Below are 22,066 nucleotides of genomic sequence, written 5' to 3'. Positions count from 1 at the left end.
TCCAGCGTCAGAGTCGCCCGCCGCTCCATGAGAGAGCGCCTGAGCGCGTGGGGGATGCCAGGCGAGCTGTGCGAGGACGCGGTGCTGCTCGTGTCCGAGCTGGTCACCAACGCCATCCGGCACACGTTCAGCGTCCGCATTCTGTGTGGCATGGGCATGATCACCGACGGGTGTCTGCGACTGGAGGTGCACGACCACGACTACTCGCGGCGAGGTCTGCTCCGGCGCGAGCCGGGCCCCGACGACGAGGGCGGCCGGGGACTGCTGCTCGTCGAGGAACTCGCCGACTCCTGGGGCGTCGACCGGTCCCGGCTCACCAGCGGCCACGCCGTGTGGGCCACACTGACGCCCTGACACAGGCGCCGGGCACCCAGGGGGGATGGGGGGTGCCGGGCGGGCGAGTGGGGGACTCGCCCGATCCGACTCTGCGGAGAACCGGCAGAGCCGGCGCCGGCCCCGGTGAGCACGGATACCCCCTTGGGGGAGGGTGACCGTGCTCACCGGGGCACTTCCACATCCGCCGGGCTCCGGAAGCGGCCGGCCGCGGTCCGGCTCGGGCCGCGGTCAGCAGGGCTTGCGCCACACCCCCAGTTCCAGCTTCTTCTGCATCGACGACAGACCCAGCCGCCGGGACTCGGCGCAGAAGGCACTGGGCGGTTCCTCGTACTCGACGTGGAACACGGCCTTGTCCGCCTCGACGAACGGGGCGAGGCGCGCGCACTCGTCGTACTGGGCGCACTCCTCGTTGACCGCGAAGTCGAAGTCCGCGAGCAGTTGCGGGATCTGCGGGAGGTCGTTCTTCAGGCCCACCGACATTCCGCGCGCATGCGCGATGTCCGCGATCATGCGGTTGTAACGGAGCTGGTCGGCGGCGGTGAGGTGGAACCCGGTGTCGTTGCCGTACCCCTCCACCAGATCGGGCTCGACCGCGTCGAAGCCCTTGTCACGGCACATGTCGAAGCGGCGCTCCATGATCGGGCGCAGCACGGACAACTTGCGGATGTCGAGCCAGCGTTCGCCGGCCCAGCCGTTGGTGCTGCCGAGCACCGAGCGCGGGAAGTCGTCCTTGTCGGGCCGGAAGTTCTCCCAGGCGCCGACGTTGACATAGCAGATGACCTTCCGGCCGGCGGCGTGCAGCCGGGCCACGTCCGCCCTGGAGTTCTCGAAGCCGTCGATGTCGTAGACGGGTACGTCCACCGTCGGCTTGACCTCTCCGTCCAGTTGCCACTGCCAGGCCAGACCGGGCCTGGGTCTCCAGAGGGACTTGGCGGGCCGGGCCCCGGCGGAGTCCGTCGGTCCGGCGGTGGGTGAGGCCGGGCGGGTGGGGGCGGACCCGGACGGCTCGGCGGTGGGGGTCCCGGCCGGCGTGGTGGGGGAGTTCCCGCGCGCGGTCGAGGAGTCCGCGGGCCTGGAGGGAGCCTTCGAGTGCGCGGAGGGCGAGTCCCGGTGTGCGGAGCAGCCCGCCAGGAGCCCCGCCAGGACGGCCGCGGTCAGAACCACCCGTCCCCTCATAGCTGCGCCCCCGTCAACGCCGGAGTCAACTGGGCCCAGGGATTGGGCGGTTCGCCCGTCACCGGGCCGCACACCGCCGCGCCCCGCTCGTGCGCGGTCCGTACCGCGAGCGGGACGAGGGCCTCGGGCACACCGTAGACCAGGTGGCACAGCCGCTCGGGCGGCTGCCGGGCGGCCCACGCCGGTCTGCTGAACGCCGAGACGTACGTCGACCAGTGTCCCTCGAAGGTGACGGTCAGGTCGGCGAGGCGGACATAGCCCGGCGCCGGATGGACGCCCGGGTTGAGCACGACCGTCCCCGCGCCCGACTTCCGTACGGCACGCACCAGTCGGCGGCAGGCGGGCAGCGCCTGAGGAGTCGCCGTCACCCGGTCGAGAAAGCAGCCGTCGGCCGCGTACCACTCCTCGTGCCGGCGCACGTCCTCGGTGACCTCGGCCGCTCCGCGCATCCCGTAGTCGGTGTCGACGTACCCGAGGAGGAGCGCCCCGGCCGACCGCAGGGCGTCGGCCGCGGCGGTGAACGCCGGGTCGGGGCGGTCGCCGGGGCCGTTCGCCGGGTTGAGGACCACACCGTAGGTGCCCTTCGCGGCGGTGATCAGGCGGTGCCAGGCACCCGGGTCCTCGGCCGGATGCACATACAGCGGAATCAGCAGGCTCACCGCGTACCGTCGCTCTCCCACAGCGCGGCGAGCGCGTCCTCCAGAGTGTGCGCCGGGCGCCAGCCCAGGGCCCGCTCGGCGGCGGAGATGTCGGAGCACTGCCACGACACCCGCGCCGACCGTACCGAGCCGCCCGTACTCTCCTCGATACGGCCGCGGAAGCCGGCCCGGGCGGCCAGCGCGTGCACCAGCTCACGCACCGGGACGGCCCGGCCGCCGCCGACGTTGAGGACGGGCGGCGGCGGTCCGGCTGCGGTGGCCGCGAGGACCACCGCGCGGGCCACGTCCCGGACGTCCACGAAGTCGCGGTACGCCGACAGGTCGCCCAGCCGCAGCACCGCCTCCGGGTCCGGACCCGCCTCGCGCAGCAGCGCGGTGATCCGGCCGGGCAGCGAGGCGGCCGGCGCCCCGGGCCCCACCGGGTTGCCCACCCGCAGCACCACCGCGTCCAGGCCGGACGCGGTCACCGCGACCGTGCCCGCCAGCTTGGTCGCGCCGTACGGGGCGGCCGGGCAGGTCGGTGCCGACTCGGTGACCGGGGCGTCAGGGGTGCCGGGGCCGTACTCGGCGGCCGAACCGAGGTGTACCAGACGGGCCGCCGGGGCCGCGTCGCGCAGCGCGGCGCACAGCACCGCCGGGCCGCGGGCGTTGACCTCGGCGAGCCCCACCGCGTCGCCCCCGGTCGCGCCCGCACAGTTGACCACCGTGTCGGGCGCGACCGCCGCCAGGGTCTTGGCCAGCTGCTCCGGGCGGACGGAGGCGAGGTCGACGCGGTGGTCCGCGCCGGCCGAGCGACCGCCGCCGAGGACCTGCGCCCCGGGCACGGCCCGCAGTCCCGCGGTGACATGGGTGCCCAGATAGCCGGAGTGGCCCAGGACGAGAATGCGCATGACGAGCTCAGGCTCCCTTGAGCAGAAGCGACTTGCGGGTGGTGAACTCGGCGTTGGCCCGGTCGTAGTCGTCCGGACGCCCGATGTCCAGCCAGTACCCCTCGAACTCGTAGGCGTGCGGGGGAGTCTCCGCCTTGAGCAGATCCAGCACCAACTCGTCGAAGCCGAGAGGGAGTCCGGGCGTGTACTCCTCCAGCGTCGCACGGGAGAGCCCGTACACGCCCATGGAGACCTGGTAGTCCATGCTCGGCTTCTCGGTGAACGCCACGACCTTGCTGTCGTCGGTGGTCAGCACCCCGAAGTCGATGTGCACCTTGCGGGCGTAGGTGGCGATGGTCAGCGGCGCGCCGGAGCCTCTGTGCCGGTCCAGGACGTCGGCGTAGTCGAGGTCGGTGAGGATGTCGCCGTTCATCACCAGGAACGTCTCGGGCAGCCGGTGACGCAGGTTGAGCAGCGGACCCATGGTGCCCAGCGGGCTCTCCTCGGTGGCGTAGTCGACAGTCAGCCCCCACTGGGTGCCGTCGCCGACATAGGCGCGGATGATCTCGCCGAGGTGGCCGATGGCCAGGGTGACGCTGGTGAAGCCGGCGGTGGCGAGCTGGCGCAGCACGATCTCCAGGATCGCGTGCTGGTCGCCGATGGGGACCAGCGGCTTGGGCAGCGCGGTCGTGTAGGGCCGCAGCCGGACGCCCTTGCCTCCGGCCAGGATCACTGCGTGCATGGGGCTCCTCCTTCGTGTACGTGCGCAGACGTTCCGGACGAGGTCAGATGTTGTAGATGCCGGTCTTGTACCGGGCGAGGTTGGCCGGGTCGCGGAAGAACTCCACGGTGTGCGTGAGGCCCTCCTCCAGGGAGTGGCCGGGCCGCCAGCCGGTCGCCGCGGTGAGCCGGCTCGCGTCGGCGACCAGCCGCATCACCTCGGAGTTGGCGGGCCGGATCCGGGCCTCGTCCGCGCGGACGTCGACGGCGGTGTCCATCACCTTGCCGATCAGCGCGACCAGGTCGCCGACCGAGATCTCCCCGCCGGTACCGGCGTTGAAGGTACGGCCCACCACCTGCTCGGCGGGCGCGGTGCCGACCGTCAGGAACGCCTGGGCGGTGTCCTTGACGAACATGAAGTCCCGGGTGGGACGCAGATCGCCGAGCGTGATGGTGCGCTCCCCGGCCGCCAGCTGGCCGATCACGGTGGGGATCACCGCCCGCATCGACTGGCGCGGCCCGAAGGTGTTGAACGGCCGCAGCGTCACCACCGGGGTGTCGAAGCTGGCGTGGTAGCTGTCGGCGAGCCGGTCGCCGCCGGCCTTCGAAGCGGCGTACGGGGACTGGGTGTTGATCGGATGGTCCTCGGTGATCGGCACGGTCCGGGCGGTGCCGTACGTCTCGCTGGTCGAGGTGTGTACCAGCCGGGGCGTGCCGAGCGCGCGGACCGCCTCCAGCACGTTGAGCGTGCCGGTGACGTTGGTGTCCACGTAGCTGTGCGGGGCCTGGTAGGAGTACGGGATCGCGATCAGCGCGGCCAGGTGGTAGGCGGTGTCGGCGCCTTCCAGGAGGCCGCGGACCGAGCCCGGGTCCCGGACGTCACCGAGGACGATCTCCACCTGGTCCAGGACGTCCTGGGACAGGGTCTCCAGCCAGCCGTAGGAGGAGAAGGAGTTGTACTGGGCCATGGCCCGCACCCGGTGACCGGAGGCGACCAGCGCCTCGGTGAGGTGCGAGCCGATGAAACCCTCGGCCCCGGTGACGGCGGCGAGCGGTGCGGAGGTCAACTGTCGTTTCCTTCCGGTCGGTTGGGCATGTGGATCATGGGGGGTGTGACTCATCCGTGCGGGGCGGGACGGCCGAGCAGCACCAGCGCGCCGGCCGCGAGACACAGCGCGGCGGTGCCGCAGCACAGCGGCAGCGCGAGATCGGCCCCGGGGAGGTGGAACAGGGAGAACGCGCCGGCGACGGTGGCGGCGGTGAGACAGAGCGCGGCCGACGGCCAGGCCGCGCCGAACGCCTGGAGCAGCAGCGCGGTCCACAGCGTGGCCGCGAGCAGCAGCAGGGCGGCCGGAGCGGCGCCCGTGAGCAGGGCGGCGGGCAGCAGCGGCGCCAGGTAGAGCAGCAGACAGAGGGCGAGGATGCCGGCGGACCGCAGCAGGAACGCGGCGGGCGTGGCGGTGGCGCGCAGCGCGCCGACCGACAGCCCCCGGTAGCGGTACAGCAGCCACTCCGCGGGCCCCATGCTCACGGTGAGCACGATCACCGCGTACGGCTCCTCGCGCCCCTCGAGGAGCACCAGCACCCCGGCGGCCAGCCCGAACAGGCCGTACGGCAGGGACCACAGCACCTTGGGCCGGTGGCCGCCGGCGACGGCCGGGACCGAAAGGGTCCGCCACAGGACCCACCCGGTGACCGCGAGCGTCGCGGCGAGCGCCAGCAGCGGCAGCCCGGCCCGCAGCGGACGGCCCGGCTCCCACCAGGGCAGCACGGCCGCACCGGCGATCAGCGGGCTGAGGGCGGCCAGCAGCAGCCGTTCCCGGGCCAGCACCAGCAGGACGCCCGCCGCCGCCAGGTACAGCGACTGGGCCGCGGCGGCCAGGACGACCCGGCCGCCCCCGGAGGCCAGGGCGGCGGCACCCGTGGCCAGCACCGCCCCGACCGGTGCGCCGACGAGGAGGGTACGGGCCGCCTCGTGCCGTCCGGTCGCCATCCGCAGATGGGCGCGGTGGCCGAGGGCCTGCCCCCACGCCCAGGAGACCAGCCCGGCCACGATCAGCGCGGGCGCGTGCCCGGCCGCGTTCCACAGCGGAGCGGTGAGCAGATACGCCAGTCCGGGCAGGGCGAACAGCACGCCCCGCAGCAGACAGCGCACGGTGTCAGGCCGCCACGGGTCGGCCGCGGGCGCGGGTTCCGGGAACGTCCTGGGCACCCGTTCGTAGAGCGCCGAGGCGAGCGAGAACAGGTTCGGATGGCCGTACCGCTCGTTGATCAGGGCGGCGGACAGGCCCTCCGACTCCAGTAGCGCGGCCACTTCGTAGGGATGGACGGCGGGGCCTATCCGGTCGGCGAGCTCGGCGGCGAGCTCGCTGACCGCGTCCTCGTCCGGGCCGCGCCGCGGGAGCCGGATGGTCAGCGTGGTGTCGTCGAGCGCCCAGCGCGGCCGGCGGCGGGGCGCCGGCCGGGGCTCGGCCAGCCGCAGGGCCAGCGTGTCCTGTTCGGAGCCGCCGGGTTCGAGGGATATCGGTCCGCTCACAGGGCCACGCCCCCGGGGACGGACGCGGCGGACAGCTCGGCCGGGGCCGCCGGTTCGACCGCCGACTCCCGTGCGCGGTCGGGCAGTTCGAGGTAGATGGCGCGGAAGGTGTCGATGGTCTGCCGGAGTGTGAACTGCTCGATCACCCGCAGCCGGGCTGCCTCGCCCATCGCCCGGCGGCGCGCCGGGTCGCCCAGCAGTTCGAGCGCGGCCGCGGCCATGGCCGCCGGGTCGCGGGGCGCGACGACCAGCCCGGTGTCGCCGACCGCCTCCCGGACCCCGCCGACGTCCGTCGAGACGGTGGCGCGCCCGCAGGACATGGCCTCGATCAGCGTGAACGGGAAGCCCTCGCTGATGCTGGAGAGCATCACCACGTTGCCGGCCGCGTACGCGTCCTTGATGTCGTCGACCCGGCCCTCGAAGGTCACGGCGTCGCCATGGCCCAGTTCGGCGGCCAGGGCCTCGCAGCGCTCCCGGTAGGCCTCGCCGCCCCGGGGCGTCCCGCCGAACAGGCGCAGCCGCGCCTCGGGGACCCGGGCCCGGACCAGGGCGAAGGCCCGGATCAGGGTCTCCAGGTCCTTGATGGGGTCGACCCGGCCCGCCCAGCTGAGGGTGGGCACCTCCGGCTCCGGTCCGGCCGCCGGGAACGCGGCCGGGTCCACGCCGTTGTAGACGGTACGGATGGCCTCCGGATCGGCGCCGCCCTCCTCCTCCCAGAGCCGGTTGTAGCGGTTGCCCGGGGTGATCAGGGCCGCCTTGCGGTAGGACTCGCGGGCCAGCAGCCGGAAGAACCCGAGCACGACCGCCTTCACCGGCCAGCGGTAGGGCGCGGTCCGGTAGCCGAGGTACCGTTCCCGCAGGTAGACGCCGTGCTCGGTGAGCAGCAGCGGGACGCCGTGCTGTTCCAGGGCGGCCAGGCCCGGCAGCGCGGCGACGCCACCGCTCACCGCGTGCGCGACCCCGCTCTCGGGCAGCGGAGCGGTCAACGGGCGCAGGGCGTGCTCCAGGAGGGCGGTCGCGGTGAGCGCGTCGTGCAGGGTGGGCCGGGCCTCGCGCACGGCCAGCCCCGGCCGGTTCCACAGCGAGGTCAGCACGGTGATCGCGGTGTCGGCGCGCAGGAACGGGCTGAGCGTGCCGTCGGCCGCGGCCCGGGCCATGGCGTACAGGGCGGCCGGGAAGCCGTCCTCCTCCCGGGGATCGAGCAGCGCGGCGAGGAACCGGCCATAGGTGTCGGCGAGTTGGCGGCGGGCCCGGCCCCGGGGCGCACGGCCCTGCGGCGGGTCCCCCCACATCGGCACGGACCACACGTGGGAGACGTGCGCGGGCAGGTCCCAGACGACGGGTTCGCGTCCGGTGCCGGTGACGGCGACTATGTCGAAGTCGATGTCGGGCATGCCCTGCACCAGTTGGTCGCACCAGACGCTGACGCCGCCGTGACTGTGCGGGTAGGTGCCTTCGGTGAGCAGGGTGACGCGCGTAGTGCGGGTGCCTGGCGCGCCGTAGGGAAGGGGCATCGGTGTGCTCCACGGCCGAGGTGTGGGGTGGTCGTGCCGGTCCCGGCCGCTGTGCGGGCGGCCGGGACCGCGGGTCTGTTCTCGCTTCGGTCGCTGGTGCTGCGGAGCGCTGTTCAGTCGCCGACGGTGGCGGGAACCGACTCGGTCACACCCGCCGGGACCCGGGTGTCGGGTGCGGGATCTGTGGCCGGGGCGGTGGAGTCGGCCGCCGTGACCGCCGGGGCGGCGGTGGTGGCCGGCAGGGTGAGGCCGATCGGGTCGCCGGCCGAGGGGGTCCAGCCGGAGACGGCGCCCGCGTACGCGGAGCCGAACGCGGTGCCGGCCAGGGTGGTCCCGGTCGGCAGGCTCGCGGTGACCTCCAGGCCGGCCGGCGCGTCGACGGTCACGGCGTCGCCGATGCGGTAGGCGGTGACCTGGCCGGCCTGGAGCGCGGCCTGCCAGTCCGCCCGGCGCTTCAGCTCGGTCCCGATGTCCTTCAACCGCAGGTTCACCACCGGGGTGTTGTCCGCGAACAGGGCACGGTAGCCGTCGAGTACGCCGTCCAGCACCGGGTAGGCGATGCGGTCCTCGGCCAGGTTCGACTGGTGGATGTAGTGCGGCCGGGGGTCGTTGGACAGCACGTGTCCGAGGGCGATCCGGGTCTCCAGCGGCACGATCTGGCCGGTGTAGCCGGTGCTGGTGTCCAGCGGCTGCGACAGACAGGTGGTGGTCGCCGGGTTGTCCTCGCAGATGCCGCTGCCGCCCTGGGCGCGGCTGGTGTAGAGCCAGTTGTACTCGTCGACCTCCTCGGAGGCCTTGCCCGCGTTGTAGAAGACGTTCATCGGGTAGCGGGGGACGGTCTCGGCCGCGCCGATCTGACGCTGCTGCGGATCACGGGAGTTGTCGGAGCCCAGCCAGTCGATGCCGTTGGCGGCGAGGGCGGGCGCCAGGTTCGGGTTGTCGTCGGGCTGCTGCGGCAGCACCCGCATACCGGAGTGCTCACCGGTGACCAACTCGTCGTTCTCCAGGGGGAGTCCGTTGGTCTGGGCCCAGACGCGGTTGGTGGCGATCTCGTCGGAGATGTCGTTCTCGCTGACCCACTTGGTGTTGCCGTCGGCGTTGGTCTCGCAGACCCACGGCACCACGGTGGTGTCCTGCACGCAGCCGAGGAAGGCGTGCGTGTAGGTGTGGTTGATCCAGCGGAAGTCGTTCTTGTCCGCGATCAGCTTGTCGGCCAGCTGGTCGACGCCGTCGTTGTCCTCGCGCTGGTCCACGCTGCCGGAGCCGTTGAAGGCGAGGTCGAGGGTGAAGTCCTTGCTCTGCTCCCAGGCCACGGCGTGGTCGACGTCGGCGGACGTCATGCGGATCGGGTCGGGCGTGGCGTTCGGGTCGGTGCAGTCGACGTCGCCGGGCGTGCAGTTGAGCTCGGTGTTCCAGCGGTCGTCGGCCGCGAACAGGTCGTCCACGTGCACCGCGAAGTAGTTGCGGGAGGCGCCGAGGTGCACTCCGCCGGTCATCCACTCGACGATGCCGCGGGCCAGCAGCCGGAACTGCTCCTGGTACTGGTTGTAGACGAAGGTGACGACGAGCTCGCGCCGGCCGGAGTGCCGGTACTCGCCGACCAGGGAGCCCTTCGTGGACTGTCCAGGGATCGCGGCCTCGACGTAGGGAGTGAAGTCGGCGCCGGCCGCCGGCTGCGCGAGATAGGCGTAACTCTCGCCCACGGACGGGTCGTTGTCCTCGAAGGGTACGGTGCCGTCGAGGTAGCCGAAGGGGCCCGCCTTGCCTGCGTCGGTCACGTCGGCCTGCGCGCCGTCGAGGCTGCCGGAGTAGCCGGCGCTGCCGACCGGGTACTGCAAACCGGCTTCTGGACGCGCGTAGGTATAGGCATCGACCTGGGGGATCTGGTAAGTCTGTTCGTAGGCTGTGAGTGCGGCCATCTCGCTCGAACCGGCCGCGAACGGGTTGTCGTTGGGCAGCACCACGGCCTGGAACCTGGCGCGCGGCCGCCCGTCGACGGTGTCCGCCAGGAAGGCCGCGTCGATGCTCTGCCGTGTCGACTGGGTCAGATCGATTTCGGTGAACGGCGTGCCGGCGTCGGTCAGTTCGGCTGCGATGGCGTCGGTCGACGGCCCCCCGTCACTGACCACCAACACCCGCAGGTCGATTCTGGGTGCGTCGTCGGCATGGGCCGCGCCGGCCGGCAGGCCCAGCGTGGCTATGAGCGCACCGGCCGTGAGCGCGGCCGTGCGTATGGTCCGCTTCATGCGGTGAAGTCCCCTCCCCGGGCACGGGTGAGTACGGCTCCGTAGAGCGGACGCACCCCCTACGCCGACGCCGGCTTCCCCCTGAGAGGCCAGTTCGTCGACGCATCCGTCGCGTCACATAGTGATGCCTGTGTGTAGCTTCCGTGGTCGTGTTGCGAAACATGACGGAAAAGAGCAGGCGACCAACAGGCCATCGATGGAACCGAGTTGCCCGATTTTCCGTCCGCGGTGCAGGCCGGGACCTCTCTGGGGGAGAGAGTACCCGGCCCCGGACCATTGACCGATCGCCGACCTTTTCAGGTCAACCCCGACAGACCGTCAGGCGCACAGGACGCGCGTCTCGGGTGTGTAGACCGGGCCGCCGCTCGTGTTCGTGGAGTCGCTGAACTCGGCGTAGAAGTACGAGTAGAAGCCGATGTTGCCGTTGCAACCGGAGTCGGCGGCGACGCTCAGCGTCAGCGTGACGGTGCGGCTCTGCCCGGGCGGGACGGTGGCGCCGTAGTCGGCGCCGAGGTTGGCGGGCCCGGTGCCGGAGCAGGCGGTGCTGGTGCCGTCGGCCGCGGCCAGGCTGCAGCCGGTGAAGCTGTACTTCAGGTCGGGGCGCTGCGTGGTCAGATAGGTCGGGTCGATCGTCTGGTACACGAACCAGATGTCGTACGTCTTGTTGTTGGTGATCGTCATCGACAGGTTCACCGTGCCGCCGGGCGTGGTGGTCGCGGCGTTCGTGGCGAAGGTGAGCTCGGCCGGTGCCGGGTCGGCGCTCGCGCTGGGGGCCAGCCCGAAGACGGCGAGGGCGAGGGCGAGAACGGCACCGAGGCCGAAGCGTCTCATCAGTGGTGATCGCATGGCCGGGAGGCTAGGCAGCCGGAACGCGGGACGTCTCCCGCCGGCGATCGAACAAGCACGCTAAGTGACTGAAAGCGTGCGCACTGTGAAGAACATGTGACCGGTGCGTGAAGGCGTCATCGCCGGGTCAAACGGGCACGTGACCGGCGCGCGCCTGAGCGGCCGCCCGGCCCGGCGCCGAGCATCGCCCGCGCCCCTGGGGCGGTTGTTATTGGCGTGTACCGGCCGCACCGAACGTCCCTCCCGCCCCTCCGCCTCCCGGGGAATCTCGGCCATCCGCCGATTTCCGGCCCCGCCCGCCCCCGCACCGGCGGTGCGCCGCCCGGAGGTCCGGCGCGGAGAGCCGGACCCGAGCGCGTCGACCGTCGCGACCGGCCGGAACGATGTCCAAACAAGGTGTACACGCATGCGCCGCGCCCGCATGACCCGGCCCGGTACGGGGCATTTGGCAATCATGAAGGACGCGCCTGTGGTGGTGCAGCCGCCGGGCCCCGACGGCGGCAGGCGGGTGACCATCCGCGGAGAGTATGTCGGCACCGCGTATCACCTGCTCGACGTCGTCGAGTTCCTGCGCCGGGCCGGGCTGCCCGAGGCCAATACGACGGTCGACGACCCGGACCTGATCGAGTGGCGGGGCATCGGACCGAAGGCCTGGACGGCCGCCGGCTGATCCGGGGCGCGGCCTGCCGCCGGGAAGCGGCCTGCTGCGGCGGAACGGCCCGCGCGGAGCCGGAGCCGGGGCCTGCGCAGAGCGGGGGCCTGCGCAGAGCCGGGGCCTGAGCGGAGCCTTGGCCCCGGCGTGCCGATGTGACCGCACGGCCGCGGTGACCGGGGGCCGGACGGCCGGTGAGGCGTTCGGCCCGCCCCGACGCGCGAGCGGATCGGCCACCGCGTCGCCGTGGCTCCGGGGTGCCCGTTTTCCCCATGCGGTCCCCGCCCGAGGGGTGCGCGCATCCGCTTGGGGGGCCGCCATGTGGGTGAACCGGGTCGCACCCGTCTGGGCCTGAATCCCCGGGGATCCGGCCCGGCGAATCATGCTTTCCAAGCAGTTAAATCCGTGGCAAAAGTGGCAGACGTAGATCTCTCTGGACAAACTGAATCCGCCGGTTCGTGATCAGGAACATCCACGTTCTCCAGGAGATCGCATGGTGGAACAGTCCTCCGAGGTCGTTTCGGAACCGGATGAATCCGTCGTCGCGTTGAGCGACACCGGCCGCAGGGGGGCGGAGACCGAGCGGCGGCTCGCGCGGGCACTGGCCGACCTCCTGGGCGCCGAGAGCGTTCCGCTCGACGGCCACTTCTTCACCGATCTCGGCGCCAACTCCCTGGTCATGGCGCAGTTCTGCGCACGAATACGCAAGACCGCGGATCTGCCCTCCCCGTCCATGAAGGACATCTACCGACATCCCACGATCCAGAGCCTGGCCACGGCGCTCGGGGATGCCACGCCCGCCCCCGCCGGTCCGGCGGACGTCCCGTCCCCGGCGACGCCCCCGCCGCCGGCCCCGGTGACGCGCGGGAAACGGCGCACCCATCTGCTCTGCGGAACCGTCCAGCTACTGGTCTTCCTGGGCTACTCGCTGGTCTCCGGATTCGTCACCGCCGCGGGTTACGAGTGGATCGCCGCGGGCTCGGGCCTGGCCGGCATCTATCTGCGGTCGGTGCTCTTCGGAGGCATCGCGTTCGTGGCGCTGTGCACCTTCCCGATCGTCGCCAAATGGCTGCTGGTCGGCCGCTGGCGGCCCGGTGAGTTCCCCGTCTGGGGCCTGGCGTACCTGCGCTTCTGGCTCGTCAAGGTGCTGCTCCACGCGAATCCGATGGTCTTCCTCGCCGGAACCCCGCTGTACGTGCTGTACCTGCGGGCCCTCGGCGCACGGATCGGCAAGGGCGTCACGATCTTCTCCCACTCCGTCCCGGTCTGCACCGACCTTCTGACGATCGGCGCGGGCACCGTGGTCCGCAAGGACGCGTTCCTCCTCTGCTACCGGGCCCACGCGGGACACATCCAGACCGGCCGGGTCACCCTCGGCGCGGACGTCTTCGTCGGCGAGAAGACCGTCCTGGACATCGACACCGCCATGGGCGACGGTGCCCAGCTCGGCCACTCGTCCGCCCTGTACCGCGGCCAGACGGTCCCGGCCGGTGAGCACTGGCACGGATCCCCGGCGGAACCCACCCAGGTCGACTACGCCAGGGTCGCCCCCGCCCGCTGCGGCACCCTGCGCCGGGCCTGGTTCGGCCTCGGCACCCTGACGCAGATGTTCCTCCTGTACATCCCGCTGTTCGTCGGCGGTGCGTACATGCTCTTCACCGAGGTACCGACGATCGGCAAGCGGCTCGACCCGCAGTCGGCCGCCCTCAACCCCTCGGAACTGCTCCCCGACGCGCTCGTGCTCTCCCTCGTCCTGTTCTTCGGGTTCGTGGTCCTGGGTCTGCTGACCCTGTGCACCGTGCCGCGTCTGGTGGGCCTGGTCCTCAGGCCCGACAAGGTCTACCCGCTCTACGGATTCCACTACGTGCTGCAACGGACCACGGCCCGGATGACGAACATCAAGTTCTTCGCCTGGCTCTTCGGTGACAGCTCGTACATCGTCCACTACCTCCGCGGTATCGGATACGACCTGTCACGCGTCGAGCAGACCGGCTCGAACTTCGGCACCGAAGTGCAGCACGAGTCGCCCCTGCTGGTCACCGTCGGCAGCGGAACGATGGTCGCGGACGGCCTCTCCGTCCTCAACGCGGACTTCTCCAGCACGTCCTTCCGGTTGTCCAGGGTGACGATCGGGCCGCACAACTTCCTGGGCAACAACATCGCCTATCCGGCGGGCGGCAGGACGGGTGACAACTGCCTGCTGGCGACGAAGGTGATGGTTCCCCTCGACGGCGAGATCCGGCAGGGCGTGGGCCTCCTCGGCTCACCGTGCTTCGAGATCCCCCGCACGGTGGACCGCGACACCCGGTTCGACCACCTCAGAACCGGCGACACACTGCGCCGCCGGCTCGCCGCGAAGAACCGCTACAACCTCCGCTCCATGGTGGGCATGCTGCTCGTGCGATGGCTGCACACCTTCGCGCTCACCCTGTTCGGACTCGCCTCCGTGGACCTGTACGGCGTGGTCGGAGACGTGGTGATCGGCGGATACCTGGCCTTCACGCTGGCCTTCTCCACCGCGTACTTCGTCCTGGTGGAGCGCTGCATCGCATCCTTCCGGGCGCTGCGCCCCCGGTTGTGCTCCATCTACGACCCGTACTTCTGGTGGCACGAGCGGCTGTGGAAGGTCCCGGACCACTATCTCAACATCTTCAACGGCACCCCGTTCAAGACCCTGGTCTGGCGGCTGCTGGGCGTGCGCATCGGCCGCAGGGTGTTCGACGACGGTGTCTACATGACCGAGCGGACGCTCAGCACCATCGGCGACGACTGCACCCTCAACGCCGCCAGCAAGATCCAGTGCCACTCGCAGGAGGACGGCACCTTCAAGTCCGACGTCACCACCCTCGGCGCCGGCTGCACCCTCGGCATCGCCGCCCATGTGCACTACGGCGTGACCATGGGCGACGGCTCGGTACTGGCGCCCGACGCCTTCCTCATGAAGGGCGAGGAAGTCCCCCCGAACGCGCAGTGGGGCGGCAATCCCGCGGTGGACATGCCGGGGAGCGGCAACCTGCCCGGTGTCACCGGCGGGACCGCGTCAGCAGCCGACGCCACCACTGCGACCGTGAGTTGAGGAAGGCCATTCGATGGGAACGCGTGTGGAATCGGACCGGGAGTTCTGGAGCCGGGTACTGACCGCCGGCGGTGCCACCGCCGTGCCGCGGTGGGCTCAGCAACCGGTTCAGGGTGCGGCCGAGCACGAGATACCCGTGCCGGACGACACGGCGCGGGCGATACGGGACCTGGCCGGGCAACGGCGCCTGCCGGTCGGCGCGCTGATGCTGGCCGCGCACCTCAAGGTGCTGGCCGTGCTCTCCGGCGAGCCGGAGGTGGTCACGGGGTACGCCACCGGCGCGGAGGGCGAGCCGCTGCCGTGCCGGGCCTCCGTCCCCGCCGGACCCTGGGCCGGCCTGCTCACGGCCGCTCGCGCCGCCGAGGCGGAGGTGCTGGCCCGCCGCGGCTTCCCGGTGGCCGAGCTGCGGCGGGAACTCGGGCCGGCGGAGCCGCCGTACGAGGTCGTCTTCGGGCCGGCGGAAGCCGACGGGACCCATGCCGACAACGGTGTCCTGCACGTGCGCTGGTCCGACCGGGACGGACGGCTGACCCTGCGCCTGCGGTACCGCACGGACGTACTCGACGCCCGGGCCGCGGCCCGCGTCGGCGGCTACCACCTGACGGCGCTGCGGCTGATGACCGCGGAGCCGGACGCCGACCACACCCGGCAGAGCCTGCTGTCGTCCGAGGAGCAACGCGAGCAGCTGGAAGGCATGGCCGGGCCCGACCGCCCGCTGCCGGACGCGCGCGCACACGAACTGTTCGAGCAGCGCGCCCGGACCCATCCGCAGGCGGTGGCCGCCGTCCACGGCGAGCAGCAGTGGACGTACGGCGAACTCGACCGGCGGGCCAACCGGCTGGCGCGCGCACTGCTGACCAGGGGCCTGGGCCGGGAGGACGTCGTCGCCGTCGTCACCGAGCGCAACCTCGACTGGCTCGCCGCCGTGCTGGCGGTGTTCAAGGCGGGCGGCGCCTATCTGCCGATCGAACCGCACTTCCCGGCCGGCCGGATCGCGGCGACGCTGTCCCGGGCGGAATGCCGGCTGGTCCTGACCGAGTCCGGCAGCACCCACACCCTGGACGAGGCGCTGGCCACCCTGGAGGGCGTCGAGAAGCTCCTGGTGGAGACGGCGTATGCCGAATCGCACGCCGACGACGACCCCGGCATCAGGGTCGACCCCGGTCAACTCGCCTACATCTACTTCACGTCCGGCTCCACCGGTGAGCCCAAGGGCGCGATGTGCGAGCACGCGGGCATGCTCAACCATCTGCACGCCAAGATCGACGACCTGTCGATCGGCGAGGGAACCGTGGTGGCGCAGACCGCCCCGCAGTGCTTCGACATCTCCCTGTGGCAGCTCATGGCCCCGCTCCTGGTGGGCGGCCGGACCCTGTTCGTCGAGCAGGACGTGATCACCGACGTGGAGCGGTTCGTCGGCACCCTGGAACGCGGCCGGGTCGGCGTGGCGCAGCTCGTGCCGTCCTATCTGGAGGTCGTCGTCTCCTATCTGGAGCGGCACCCGCGGATGCTCCCGGACCTGCGCTGTGTGTCGGTGACCGGCGAGGCGCTCAAACGGGAGCTGGTCCAGCGCTGGTTCGCGGTCCAGCCGGGCATCGAGCTGCTCAACGCCTACGGGCTGACGGAGACGTCGGACGACACCAACCACGAGGTGCTCCGGGAGGTACCCGAACGGGTGCTGCTGGGGCGGCCCGTCAACAACGTACGCGTCCATGTCGTCGACGAGCACCTGTCGTTGGTGCCGCTGGGCGCCCCCGGACTGATCGCCTTCTCCGGTGTCTGCGTGGGCCGTGGGTACGTCAACGATCCCGAACGCACCCGGGAGGCGTACCGGACGGACCCGTACCGGCCCGGTGAACGGCTCTACCTGGGCGGGGACTGGGGCCGCTGGCACCCCGGCGGCAAGCTGGAGTTCCTCGGCCGCCGGGACAACCAGGTCAAGATCCGTGGCTTCCGCATCGAGATCGGCGAGATCGAGAACTCCCTGCTGCGGGTGGACGGGGTACGGGACGGCGCGGTGGTCGTCGCCGAACGGACCGGCGGCGGCAAACAGTTGATCGCCTTCTACTCCGGCGACGAGCAGGAGCCGGAGACCCTGCGCAAGGCACTCGGCGCGGCCCTGCCCGGCTACATGGTGCCCTCGGCCTTCCACTGGCAGGACAGCCTGCCGCTGACCGCCAACGGCAAGATCGACCGAAAGGCCCTGACCGCCCTGGCCGAACAGTCGGCACCGGACAGGGAGACCGCGGACGACGACGCCCCGCTCAGCCCGACCGAACGGCGGCTGGCCGCGGCCTGGGCCGAACTGCTGGGGGTGCCCGAGCGGCGGATCGGCCGCACGGACCACTTCTTCGACGCCGGCGGCACCTCCCTCACCGCGGTCAAGCTCAGCCTCGCCCTGGACCGCGCGGTGTCCCTGAAGGACATCACCCGGCACCCGGTCCTGGCCGACCTGGCGGCCCTCCTCGACGGCACGGCCCGGCAGCGCCCGGAGCTGCTGCTGCCCCTGTCGGGCGGGAGCCGCGCCTCGGAATGTGCCCTGGTCTGCTTCCCGTACGCGGGCGGCAACGCCGTCAACTACCAGCCGATGGCGAGCGCGCTGGCGGGCAGCGGCCTGCCGGTCCTCGCCGTGGACCTGCCCGGCCACAACCTGGCCGCGCCCCCCGAGCCGTTCGCGACGATCGAGCAGGTGGCCGAGCAGGCCGTCGCCGAGATCACAGCCCGCGGTCTGACCCGGGTCGTGCTCTGGGGCCACTCCTCGGGGACCGCGGCGGCCGTCGAGACCGCCCGAAGGCTCCAGCAGCGGGGCGTGGACGTGGCCCGGGTCTTCCTCGGCGCGCAACTCCTCGGCACCGCCACGGACCGGTTCGCCGCGATCGTCGAACTGACCGCCGCCGGCGACGCCGAGATCGCCGAGCGGCTGACCGCGGACGGCGGCTACGCGGAACTCGTGGAACTCAACCCGCCGCACGCCGAACACCTCGCCGCCGCCTACCGGCACGACTGCGTCGCCGCGCACCGCTACTTCCACCAGGCCCTCGAAGCCCCGCCGCCGGTGAAACTGACCGCGCCGGTCTCGGTGGTCGTAGCCGCCGACGACCCGCACACCGCCGGCCACGCCCAGCGTCACCGGGACTGGCTGCTCCTGGCCGACCATGTCGACCTCCACGAACTCGCGGACGGGGGCCACCACTTCCTGCGCACCCGTCCGGCCGAGACGGCACAGGCCGTTCTGAACACCGTCCTCCCCCTCGCCTCCTCCTGACCTCCGTCACACCCCAGGCGGTCGACCGAAAGGAAACCGAGATGCCGTTCTCATCCCTGGCATCACCACTCGACGTGGAGCTGCGGCCGGACAAACCGGCACTGCTGTGCGTCGATCCCCCCGACGACGCCCCGAGGTGGACGGCCGAGCACCGCGAGGCGCTGCGCGCACAGGTCACCGAGCACGGGGCGCTGGTCGTCCGCGGCCTCGGACTGCGCGACGCGGGCCAGGCCGGTGCCGTCTTCGCCCGGCTGGCCGGAGACCTCATGACGGAGCGGGAGGCCTTCGCCCCCCGCGAGGCCCACGGCCGGGGGCTCTACTCCTCCACGCCCTGGCCGGACAACCAGCCGATGTGCATGCACCACGAGCTCAGTTACCAGCAGGAGGTGCCCGGCCTGCTGCTGTTCGCCTGCCTCACCGCGCCCCAGCAGGGCGGAGCCACGGCGGTGGCCGACGCCGAAGAGGTGCTGCGGGCGCTGCCCACCGGGCTCACCGAACGGTTCGAGCGGGAGGGCTGGATCCTGACCCGCAGCTACAACGACGAGATCGGGGCGAGCCTCGCGGAGTCGTTCGGCACCGCCGACCGCGCCGAGATCGAGCACTACTGCCGGACGAACGCCATCAGTTGCACCTGGCAGCCCGACGGGACACTGCGCACCGAGCAGCGCCGCCCCGCCGTCGTCCGGCACCCGGTCACCGGCCGGCGCTGCTGGTTCAACCAGATCGCCTTCCTCAACGAGTGGACGCTGGACCCGGAGGTACGCGAGTACCTGCTCGACGTCTACGGCCCGGACGGGCTCCCGTTCAACACCCGCCACGGCGACGGCACCCCGATCGGCGAGGACGTGGTCCGGATCGTCAACAGCACCTACGAGGCGCACACCAGGCGCGAACCCTGGCAGGCCGGTGACCTGCTGCTCGTGGACAACATCAGCAGCGCGCACAGCAGAGAGGCGTTCACCGGAGAGCGCCAGGTGCTGGTCGGCCTGGGCGAGCCCCTGCGGCCTGCGGACGACTGCCCGGCCCTGGAGGCGAGCGAGCGATGACCGACACTCTTTCGACCACCACCCGGTCCGCGGTGCCCGACGGGCCCGCCGTGCCGACCTTCGCGGTGATCACCGGTGAGCAGGTGCAGCAGGCGCTGAGCGGGCGCGAGAAACAGCTCGTGGAGCTGGTCGAGTCCGTCTACCGGCTGCACGACGCGGGAGACTCGGTCAACCCGCCGTCGTACTTCCTGCGCTTCGCCGACCGCCCCACCTCGCGGATCATCGCGCTGCCGGCCTCCCTCGGCGGGCCGGTCCAGGTGGACGGCCTGAAGTGGGTCTCCAGCTTCCCGGAGAACGTGAGTGCCGGGCTGCCGCGGGCGTCCGCGGTGCTCATCCTCAACGACCACGACACCGGCTACCCGTTCGCCTGCCTGGAGAGCTCGATCATCAGCGCCACCAGGACGGCGGCCTCCGCGGCGTCGGCCGCCGACTGGCTCAGCCGCAACCGGACCCGCCCCACCCGGGTCGGATTCTTCGGTACGGGTCTGATCGCCCGTTACATCCACACCTTCCTGGCCGGCACGGGCTGGGACTTCGACGAGATCGGCGTGCACGACGTGTCCGCCGACAGCTCCGCCGGGTTCCGCGGCTACCTGCGGGAGACCGGCAGCACCGCGCACATCACCGTCCACGACACCGCCGAGGACCTGGTCCGCTCCAGCGACCTCGTGGTCTTCGCCACCATCGCCGGCCGGCCGCACGTGACCGACCAGGCGCTGTTCGCCCACAACCCGCTGGTCCTGCACGTCTCCCTGCGCGACCTCGCCCCGGAGATCCTGCTGGGCTCGGCCAACTTCGTCGACGACGTCGAGCACTGCCTCAAGGCCGACACGTCGCCCCACCTTGCCGAACAGCTCAGCGGCAACCGTGACTTCCTGAACGGAACCCTCGGCGACGTGATGGCCGGACGGGCCGCGCCGCCGGCCGACCGACCGGTGATCTTCTCGCCCTTCGGACTCGGTGTCCTCGATCTCGCCGTCGGCAAGCACGTCTACGACGAGGTGTCCCGGGCGGGGGAGCTGCGTCTCATCGATGACTTCTTCCACGAACTGCGTCGGTACGGCTGAGGCCGTGGTCCTCGGCCCGGCACCAGGAGGCCCGCCGTGCCCGTCATATCCGCTCCCCACGCCTTCAACGAGGGCGACCTCTTCGTCGATCTCGCATCGATCTGCGGATACCCGCTCTACCTGAAGTGCGAGGCCTTCAACTTCGCAGGTTCCATCAAGTTGAAGGCCGCGAACGAGATGGTGGAGAGCGCCGAGCGGGACGGAATCCTGACAGCGGATTCCGTTCTCGTGGAGTCCTCCTCCGGAAACCTCGGCGTCGCGCTCAGCATGATCGCCGCAAGCAAGGGCTACCGGTTTCTGTGTGTGACGGACTCCCGGTGCAACCTGTCGACCAGACTCCTCATGGAGGCACTCGGCAGCGAGGTGCACATCGTGGCCGACCAGGACTCCAACGGTGGGTTCCTGGGCAAGCGGATCGACTACGTCCGCTCGCTGTGCGCCTCCGACGACCGATACGTCTGGCTCAGCCAGTACACCAACGCCGGCAACTGGCTGGCGCACTACCGTACGACGGCCCCGGAGATCGCCCGCCGGTTCCCGGAGCTGGATGTGCTGTTCGTCGGGGCCGGTACCACCGGAACCCTGATGGGCTGTGCGCGCTACTTCCGCGAGTTGCCCCGGCCGGTGCGGATCGTCGCCGTGGACGCGGCCGGCTCGGTGGCGTTCGGCGGTGAGCCGGGCCGCCGGATGATCCCGGGCCTCGGCATGAGCATGCGGCCGCCGCTGCTCGACGAGTCCCTCGTCGACGAGGTGATCCGGGTGGACGAGCCGGACACCATCCGGATGTGTCACCGCATGGCCAGAAACGGCTTCCTGTTCGGCGGGTCCACCGGCACCGTGGTGAGCGGCGCGACGGACTGGCTGTCCCGGCACGACGCCCGTGACCTCACCACGGTGGCCATCGCACCGGACCTGGGCGAGCGCTACCTCGACACCATCTACCAGACCAACTGGCTGCAGGACCTGTACGGCGATGCGGTGCTCGACACCGACGTCATCGACGTCACCGAAGCCGCTGACGTCACAGAAGTCACAGACGTCACCGATGACGCCGTACAGACGAACGCCCCACCCCGGGAACCCAAGCCCGCGTCACGTGCTCCGGCCCGCCGCCGCAGCACCTGACGCCGGGCACCCGGCAGGGCAGTCCCTCGGACGCCACCGCACCGGCAGCGTCCGAGGGCCCGCCGAGGCTCACGTCAGCAGCAGGCCGACGCCGATCAGCAGAGTCGCGCACGCCAGCGCGGCAACCAGCAGAATCGTGCGCCGGTTCGCGCCGCGTGCGGCGGTCCGTTGATGGACAGCCGACTCACCGCGCGGGGGAGTACGCGCGTGCCCGCAGGCGCTGACGGCGATCTGCGTCGACGACCGACCGGGCACCCGGCGGGGCGCGGCCGAACTCGCCATATCCCTAGGGCAGTCGGCGTATGAAGGGTCCACCCTCTGACCGGGCCCGGAGCCCAGGCGATACTTGTCCCGTGGAGTGGTTCGAGCAGGCCCGGGCAGCGGAGCAGGTCTGTGATTGGGAGACGGCCATCGCGCTGGTGAGCGTCCGCGCCGGGTGTCACTCCGCCGATCCGTCCGCTCACGACAACCATCTGTGGCATCTGGACCTGCTCGCCCGCGCGGAACGGCTCACCGAGCTCACGGAACTCGCCCGCACCGATGTCCACGCACGCCGGAGGCTCAACAGGTCGCTTCGCGAGCGAGGGATGGAGGCGGCGCTGCGTGACCGTGCCGAAGACGGCGACCGCGACGCCCTGTACGTCATGGTTCAGCTGCTGTGCGAGACGGGCCGGGTCCGAGAAGCCGATCGCGCTGTCAAGGACCTCGGCCCGGACGATCACCACGCGCAGCAGATCGTGGCCCGCTGCGCACCGCCACCGAGCGCTGCAAGGTGACTCCCCGGGAGGCTGTCGAGCCTCATCGGGCCTTTCGGTCTGCCGCGCGGCCGGCGATGCGGCGCGCGGCCGGGGGAGGTGGACCGCTTCTCCGCTGTCCCTCGGTGTGACGAGTCCTCCCCGCGACGGGAAGAAGTCGGGGCGCACGTGCCGACCT

Annotated in this window: 18 protein-coding genes; 8 read left to right on the top strand and 10 right to left on the bottom strand. The window is 71.6% G+C overall.

Annotated features, from left to right (window positions below):
• The first annotated feature begins 27 nt into the window (after positions 1-27).
• The gene (locus ACZ5K7_RS19405; RefSeq protein ID WP_468914803.1) at positions 28-354 is read left to right on the top strand and encodes an ATP-binding protein; all 327 of its coding nucleotides are present in this window, start codon (positions 28-30) and stop codon (positions 352-354) included.
• A 210-nt stretch (positions 355-564) separates the two neighbouring features.
• Here ACZ5K7_RS19405 and ACZ5K7_RS19400 read toward each other — a convergent pair whose 3' ends face one another.
• The 9 genes from ACZ5K7_RS19400 to ACZ5K7_RS19360 all read right to left on the bottom strand — a co-directional run bounded on the left by ACZ5K7_RS19400 (position 565) and on the right by ACZ5K7_RS19360 (position 10,902).
• Complete coding sequence (locus ACZ5K7_RS19400; protein ID WP_468914802.1) at positions 565-1,500, bottom strand: endo alpha-1,4 polygalactosaminidase; 936 nt, start codon at positions 1,498-1,500, stop codon at positions 565-567.
• Positions 1,501-1,508: 8 nt separating this feature from the next.
• Entirely contained in the window at positions 1,509-2,171 is a 663-nt protein-coding gene (locus ACZ5K7_RS19395) for a spherulation-specific family 4 protein (RefSeq protein WP_351704149.1), read from the bottom strand.
• Entirely contained in the window at positions 2,168-3,061 is an 894-nt protein-coding gene (locus tag ACZ5K7_RS19390; protein ID WP_468914798.1) for an NAD-dependent epimerase/dehydratase family protein, read from the bottom strand. Before ACZ5K7_RS19390 ends, ACZ5K7_RS19395 begins: the two co-directional genes overlap by 4 nt.
• Before the next feature lie 7 nt (positions 3,062-3,068).
• On the bottom strand, positions 3,069-3,782 hold the full coding sequence (locus tag ACZ5K7_RS19385; RefSeq protein ID WP_468914796.1) for a nucleotidyltransferase family protein: 714 nt from the start codon (positions 3,780-3,782) through the stop codon (positions 3,069-3,071).
• 43 nt (positions 3,783-3,825) lie between these two features.
• Complete coding sequence (locus ACZ5K7_RS19380; protein WP_468914795.1) at positions 3,826-4,827, bottom strand: GDP-mannose 4,6-dehydratase; 1,002 nt, start codon at positions 4,825-4,827, stop codon at positions 3,826-3,828.
• 50 nt (positions 4,828-4,877) lie between these two features.
• Positions 4,878-6,296 carry a hypothetical protein gene (locus ACZ5K7_RS19375; protein WP_468914794.1) on the bottom strand — a complete coding sequence of 473 codons (1,419 nt, stop codon included), beginning with the start codon at positions 6,294-6,296 and terminating at the stop codon, positions 4,878-4,880.
• Positions 6,293-7,810 carry a GT4 family glycosyltransferase PelF gene (gene pelF / locus ACZ5K7_RS19370; RefSeq protein ID WP_468914792.1) on the bottom strand — a complete coding sequence of 506 codons (1,518 nt, stop codon included), beginning with the start codon at positions 7,808-7,810 and terminating at the stop codon, positions 6,293-6,295. The genes ACZ5K7_RS19375 and pelF overlap by 4 nt, the downstream gene beginning before the upstream one ends.
• A 113-nt stretch (positions 7,811-7,923) precedes the next feature.
• Positions 7,924-10,056, bottom strand: a complete 2,133-nt coding sequence (locus ACZ5K7_RS19365) for a hypothetical protein (RefSeq protein ID WP_468914790.1) — start codon at positions 10,054-10,056, stop codon at positions 7,924-7,926.
• A gap of 318 nt (positions 10,057-10,374) precedes the next feature.
• Entirely contained in the window at positions 10,375-10,902 is a 528-nt protein-coding gene (locus tag ACZ5K7_RS19360) for a hypothetical protein (protein WP_351704128.1), read from the bottom strand.
• 406 nt (positions 10,903-11,308) lie between these two features.
• On the opposite strand from ACZ5K7_RS19360, the gene ACZ5K7_RS19355 reads away from it, so the two are divergent.
• The 6 genes from ACZ5K7_RS19355 (at position 11,309) to sbnA (ending at position 21,133) form a co-directional block, all read left to right on the top strand.
• Entirely contained in the window at positions 11,309-11,572 is a 264-nt protein-coding gene (locus ACZ5K7_RS19355) for a hypothetical protein (protein ID WP_468914789.1), read from the top strand.
• Positions 11,573-12,047: 475 nt separating this feature from the next.
• Positions 12,048-14,630, top strand: coding sequence for a Pls/PosA family non-ribosomal peptide synthetase (locus tag ACZ5K7_RS19350; RefSeq protein ID WP_468914787.1), 2,583 nt, complete (start codon positions 12,048-12,050; stop codon positions 14,628-14,630).
• Between the two features lie 13 nt (positions 14,631-14,643).
• Positions 14,644-17,895 (top strand): non-ribosomal peptide synthetase, encoded by a 3,252-nt coding sequence (locus ACZ5K7_RS19345; RefSeq protein WP_468914785.1) that lies wholly within the window; start codon positions 14,644-14,646, stop codon positions 17,893-17,895.
• 41 nt (positions 17,896-17,936) lie between these two features.
• Positions 17,937-18,941 carry a TauD/TfdA family dioxygenase gene (locus ACZ5K7_RS19340; RefSeq protein ID WP_468914783.1) on the top strand — a complete coding sequence of 335 codons (1,005 nt, stop codon included), beginning with the start codon at positions 17,937-17,939 and terminating at the stop codon, positions 18,939-18,941.
• On the top strand, positions 18,938-20,008 hold the full coding sequence (gene sbnB / locus ACZ5K7_RS19335; RefSeq protein ID WP_351704116.1) for a 2,3-diaminopropionate biosynthesis protein SbnB: 1,071 nt from the start codon (positions 18,938-18,940) through the stop codon (positions 20,006-20,008). Before ACZ5K7_RS19340 ends, sbnB begins: the two co-directional genes overlap by 4 nt.
• A gap of 36 nt (positions 20,009-20,044) precedes the next feature.
• Positions 20,045-21,133, top strand: coding sequence for a 2,3-diaminopropionate biosynthesis protein SbnA (gene sbnA, locus ACZ5K7_RS19330; RefSeq protein WP_468914782.1), 1,089 nt, complete (start codon positions 20,045-20,047; stop codon positions 21,131-21,133).
• A gap of 69 nt (positions 21,134-21,202) precedes the next feature.
• Here the strand turns inward: sbnA and ACZ5K7_RS19325 are convergent, their stop codons facing one another.
• Positions 21,203-21,415 carry a hypothetical protein gene (locus ACZ5K7_RS19325; protein ID WP_351704110.1) on the bottom strand — a complete coding sequence of 71 codons (213 nt, stop codon included), beginning with the start codon at positions 21,413-21,415 and terminating at the stop codon, positions 21,203-21,205.
• Positions 21,416-21,486: 71 nt separating this feature from the next.
• Between ACZ5K7_RS19325 and ACZ5K7_RS19320 the strand changes: the two genes are divergently transcribed.
• Positions 21,487-21,909 carry a hypothetical protein gene (locus ACZ5K7_RS19320; protein ID WP_468914779.1) on the top strand — a complete coding sequence of 141 codons (423 nt, stop codon included), beginning with the start codon at positions 21,487-21,489 and terminating at the stop codon, positions 21,907-21,909.
• The last annotated feature ends 157 nt before the right edge of the window (positions 21,910-22,066 follow it).

Source organism: Streptomyces sp. NPDC031497 (assembly GCF_055580905.1).
Note: the sequence above shows the minus strand (reverse complement) of the source record. Positions and strands in the feature narration are given on the sequence as shown.

What these genes read in the sequence shown, in the direction of transcription:
- ACZ5K7_RS19405 (WP_468914803.1), top strand. Translation starts at nt 28, where the DNA reads ATGAGAGAGCGCCTGAGCGCGTGGGGGATGCCAGGCGAGCTGTGCGAG.
- ACZ5K7_RS19390 (WP_468914798.1), bottom strand. Translation starts at nt 3,061, where the DNA reads ATGCGCATTCTCGTCCTGGGCCACTCCGGCTATCTGGGCACCCATGTC.
- ACZ5K7_RS19385 (WP_468914796.1), bottom strand. Translation starts at nt 3,782, where the DNA reads ATGCACGCAGTGATCCTGGCCGGAGGCAAGGGCGTCCGGCTGCGGCCC.
- pelF (WP_468914792.1), bottom strand. Translation starts at nt 7,810, where the DNA reads ATGCCCCTTCCCTACGGCGCGCCAGGCACCCGCACTACGCGCGTCACC.
- ACZ5K7_RS19365 (WP_468914790.1), bottom strand. Translation starts at nt 10,056, where the DNA reads ATGAAGCGGACCATACGCACGGCCGCGCTCACGGCCGGTGCGCTCATA.
- ACZ5K7_RS19360 (WP_351704128.1), bottom strand. Translation starts at nt 10,902, where the DNA reads ATGCGATCACCACTGATGAGACGCTTCGGCCTCGGTGCCGTTCTCGCC.
- ACZ5K7_RS19355 (WP_468914789.1), top strand. Translation starts at nt 11,309, where the DNA reads ATGCGCCGCGCCCGCATGACCCGGCCCGGTACGGGGCATTTGGCAATC.
- ACZ5K7_RS19350 (WP_468914787.1), top strand. Translation starts at nt 12,048, where the DNA reads ATGGTGGAACAGTCCTCCGAGGTCGTTTCGGAACCGGATGAATCCGTC.
- ACZ5K7_RS19345 (WP_468914785.1), top strand. Translation starts at nt 14,644, where the DNA reads ATGGGAACGCGTGTGGAATCGGACCGGGAGTTCTGGAGCCGGGTACTG.
- ACZ5K7_RS19340 (WP_468914783.1), top strand. Translation starts at nt 17,937, where the DNA reads ATGCCGTTCTCATCCCTGGCATCACCACTCGACGTGGAGCTGCGGCCG.
- sbnB (WP_351704116.1), top strand. Translation starts at nt 18,938, where the DNA reads ATGACCGACACTCTTTCGACCACCACCCGGTCCGCGGTGCCCGACGGG.
- ACZ5K7_RS19325 (WP_351704110.1), bottom strand. Translation starts at nt 21,415, where the DNA reads ATGGCGAGTTCGGCCGCGCCCCGCCGGGTGCCCGGTCGGTCGTCGACG.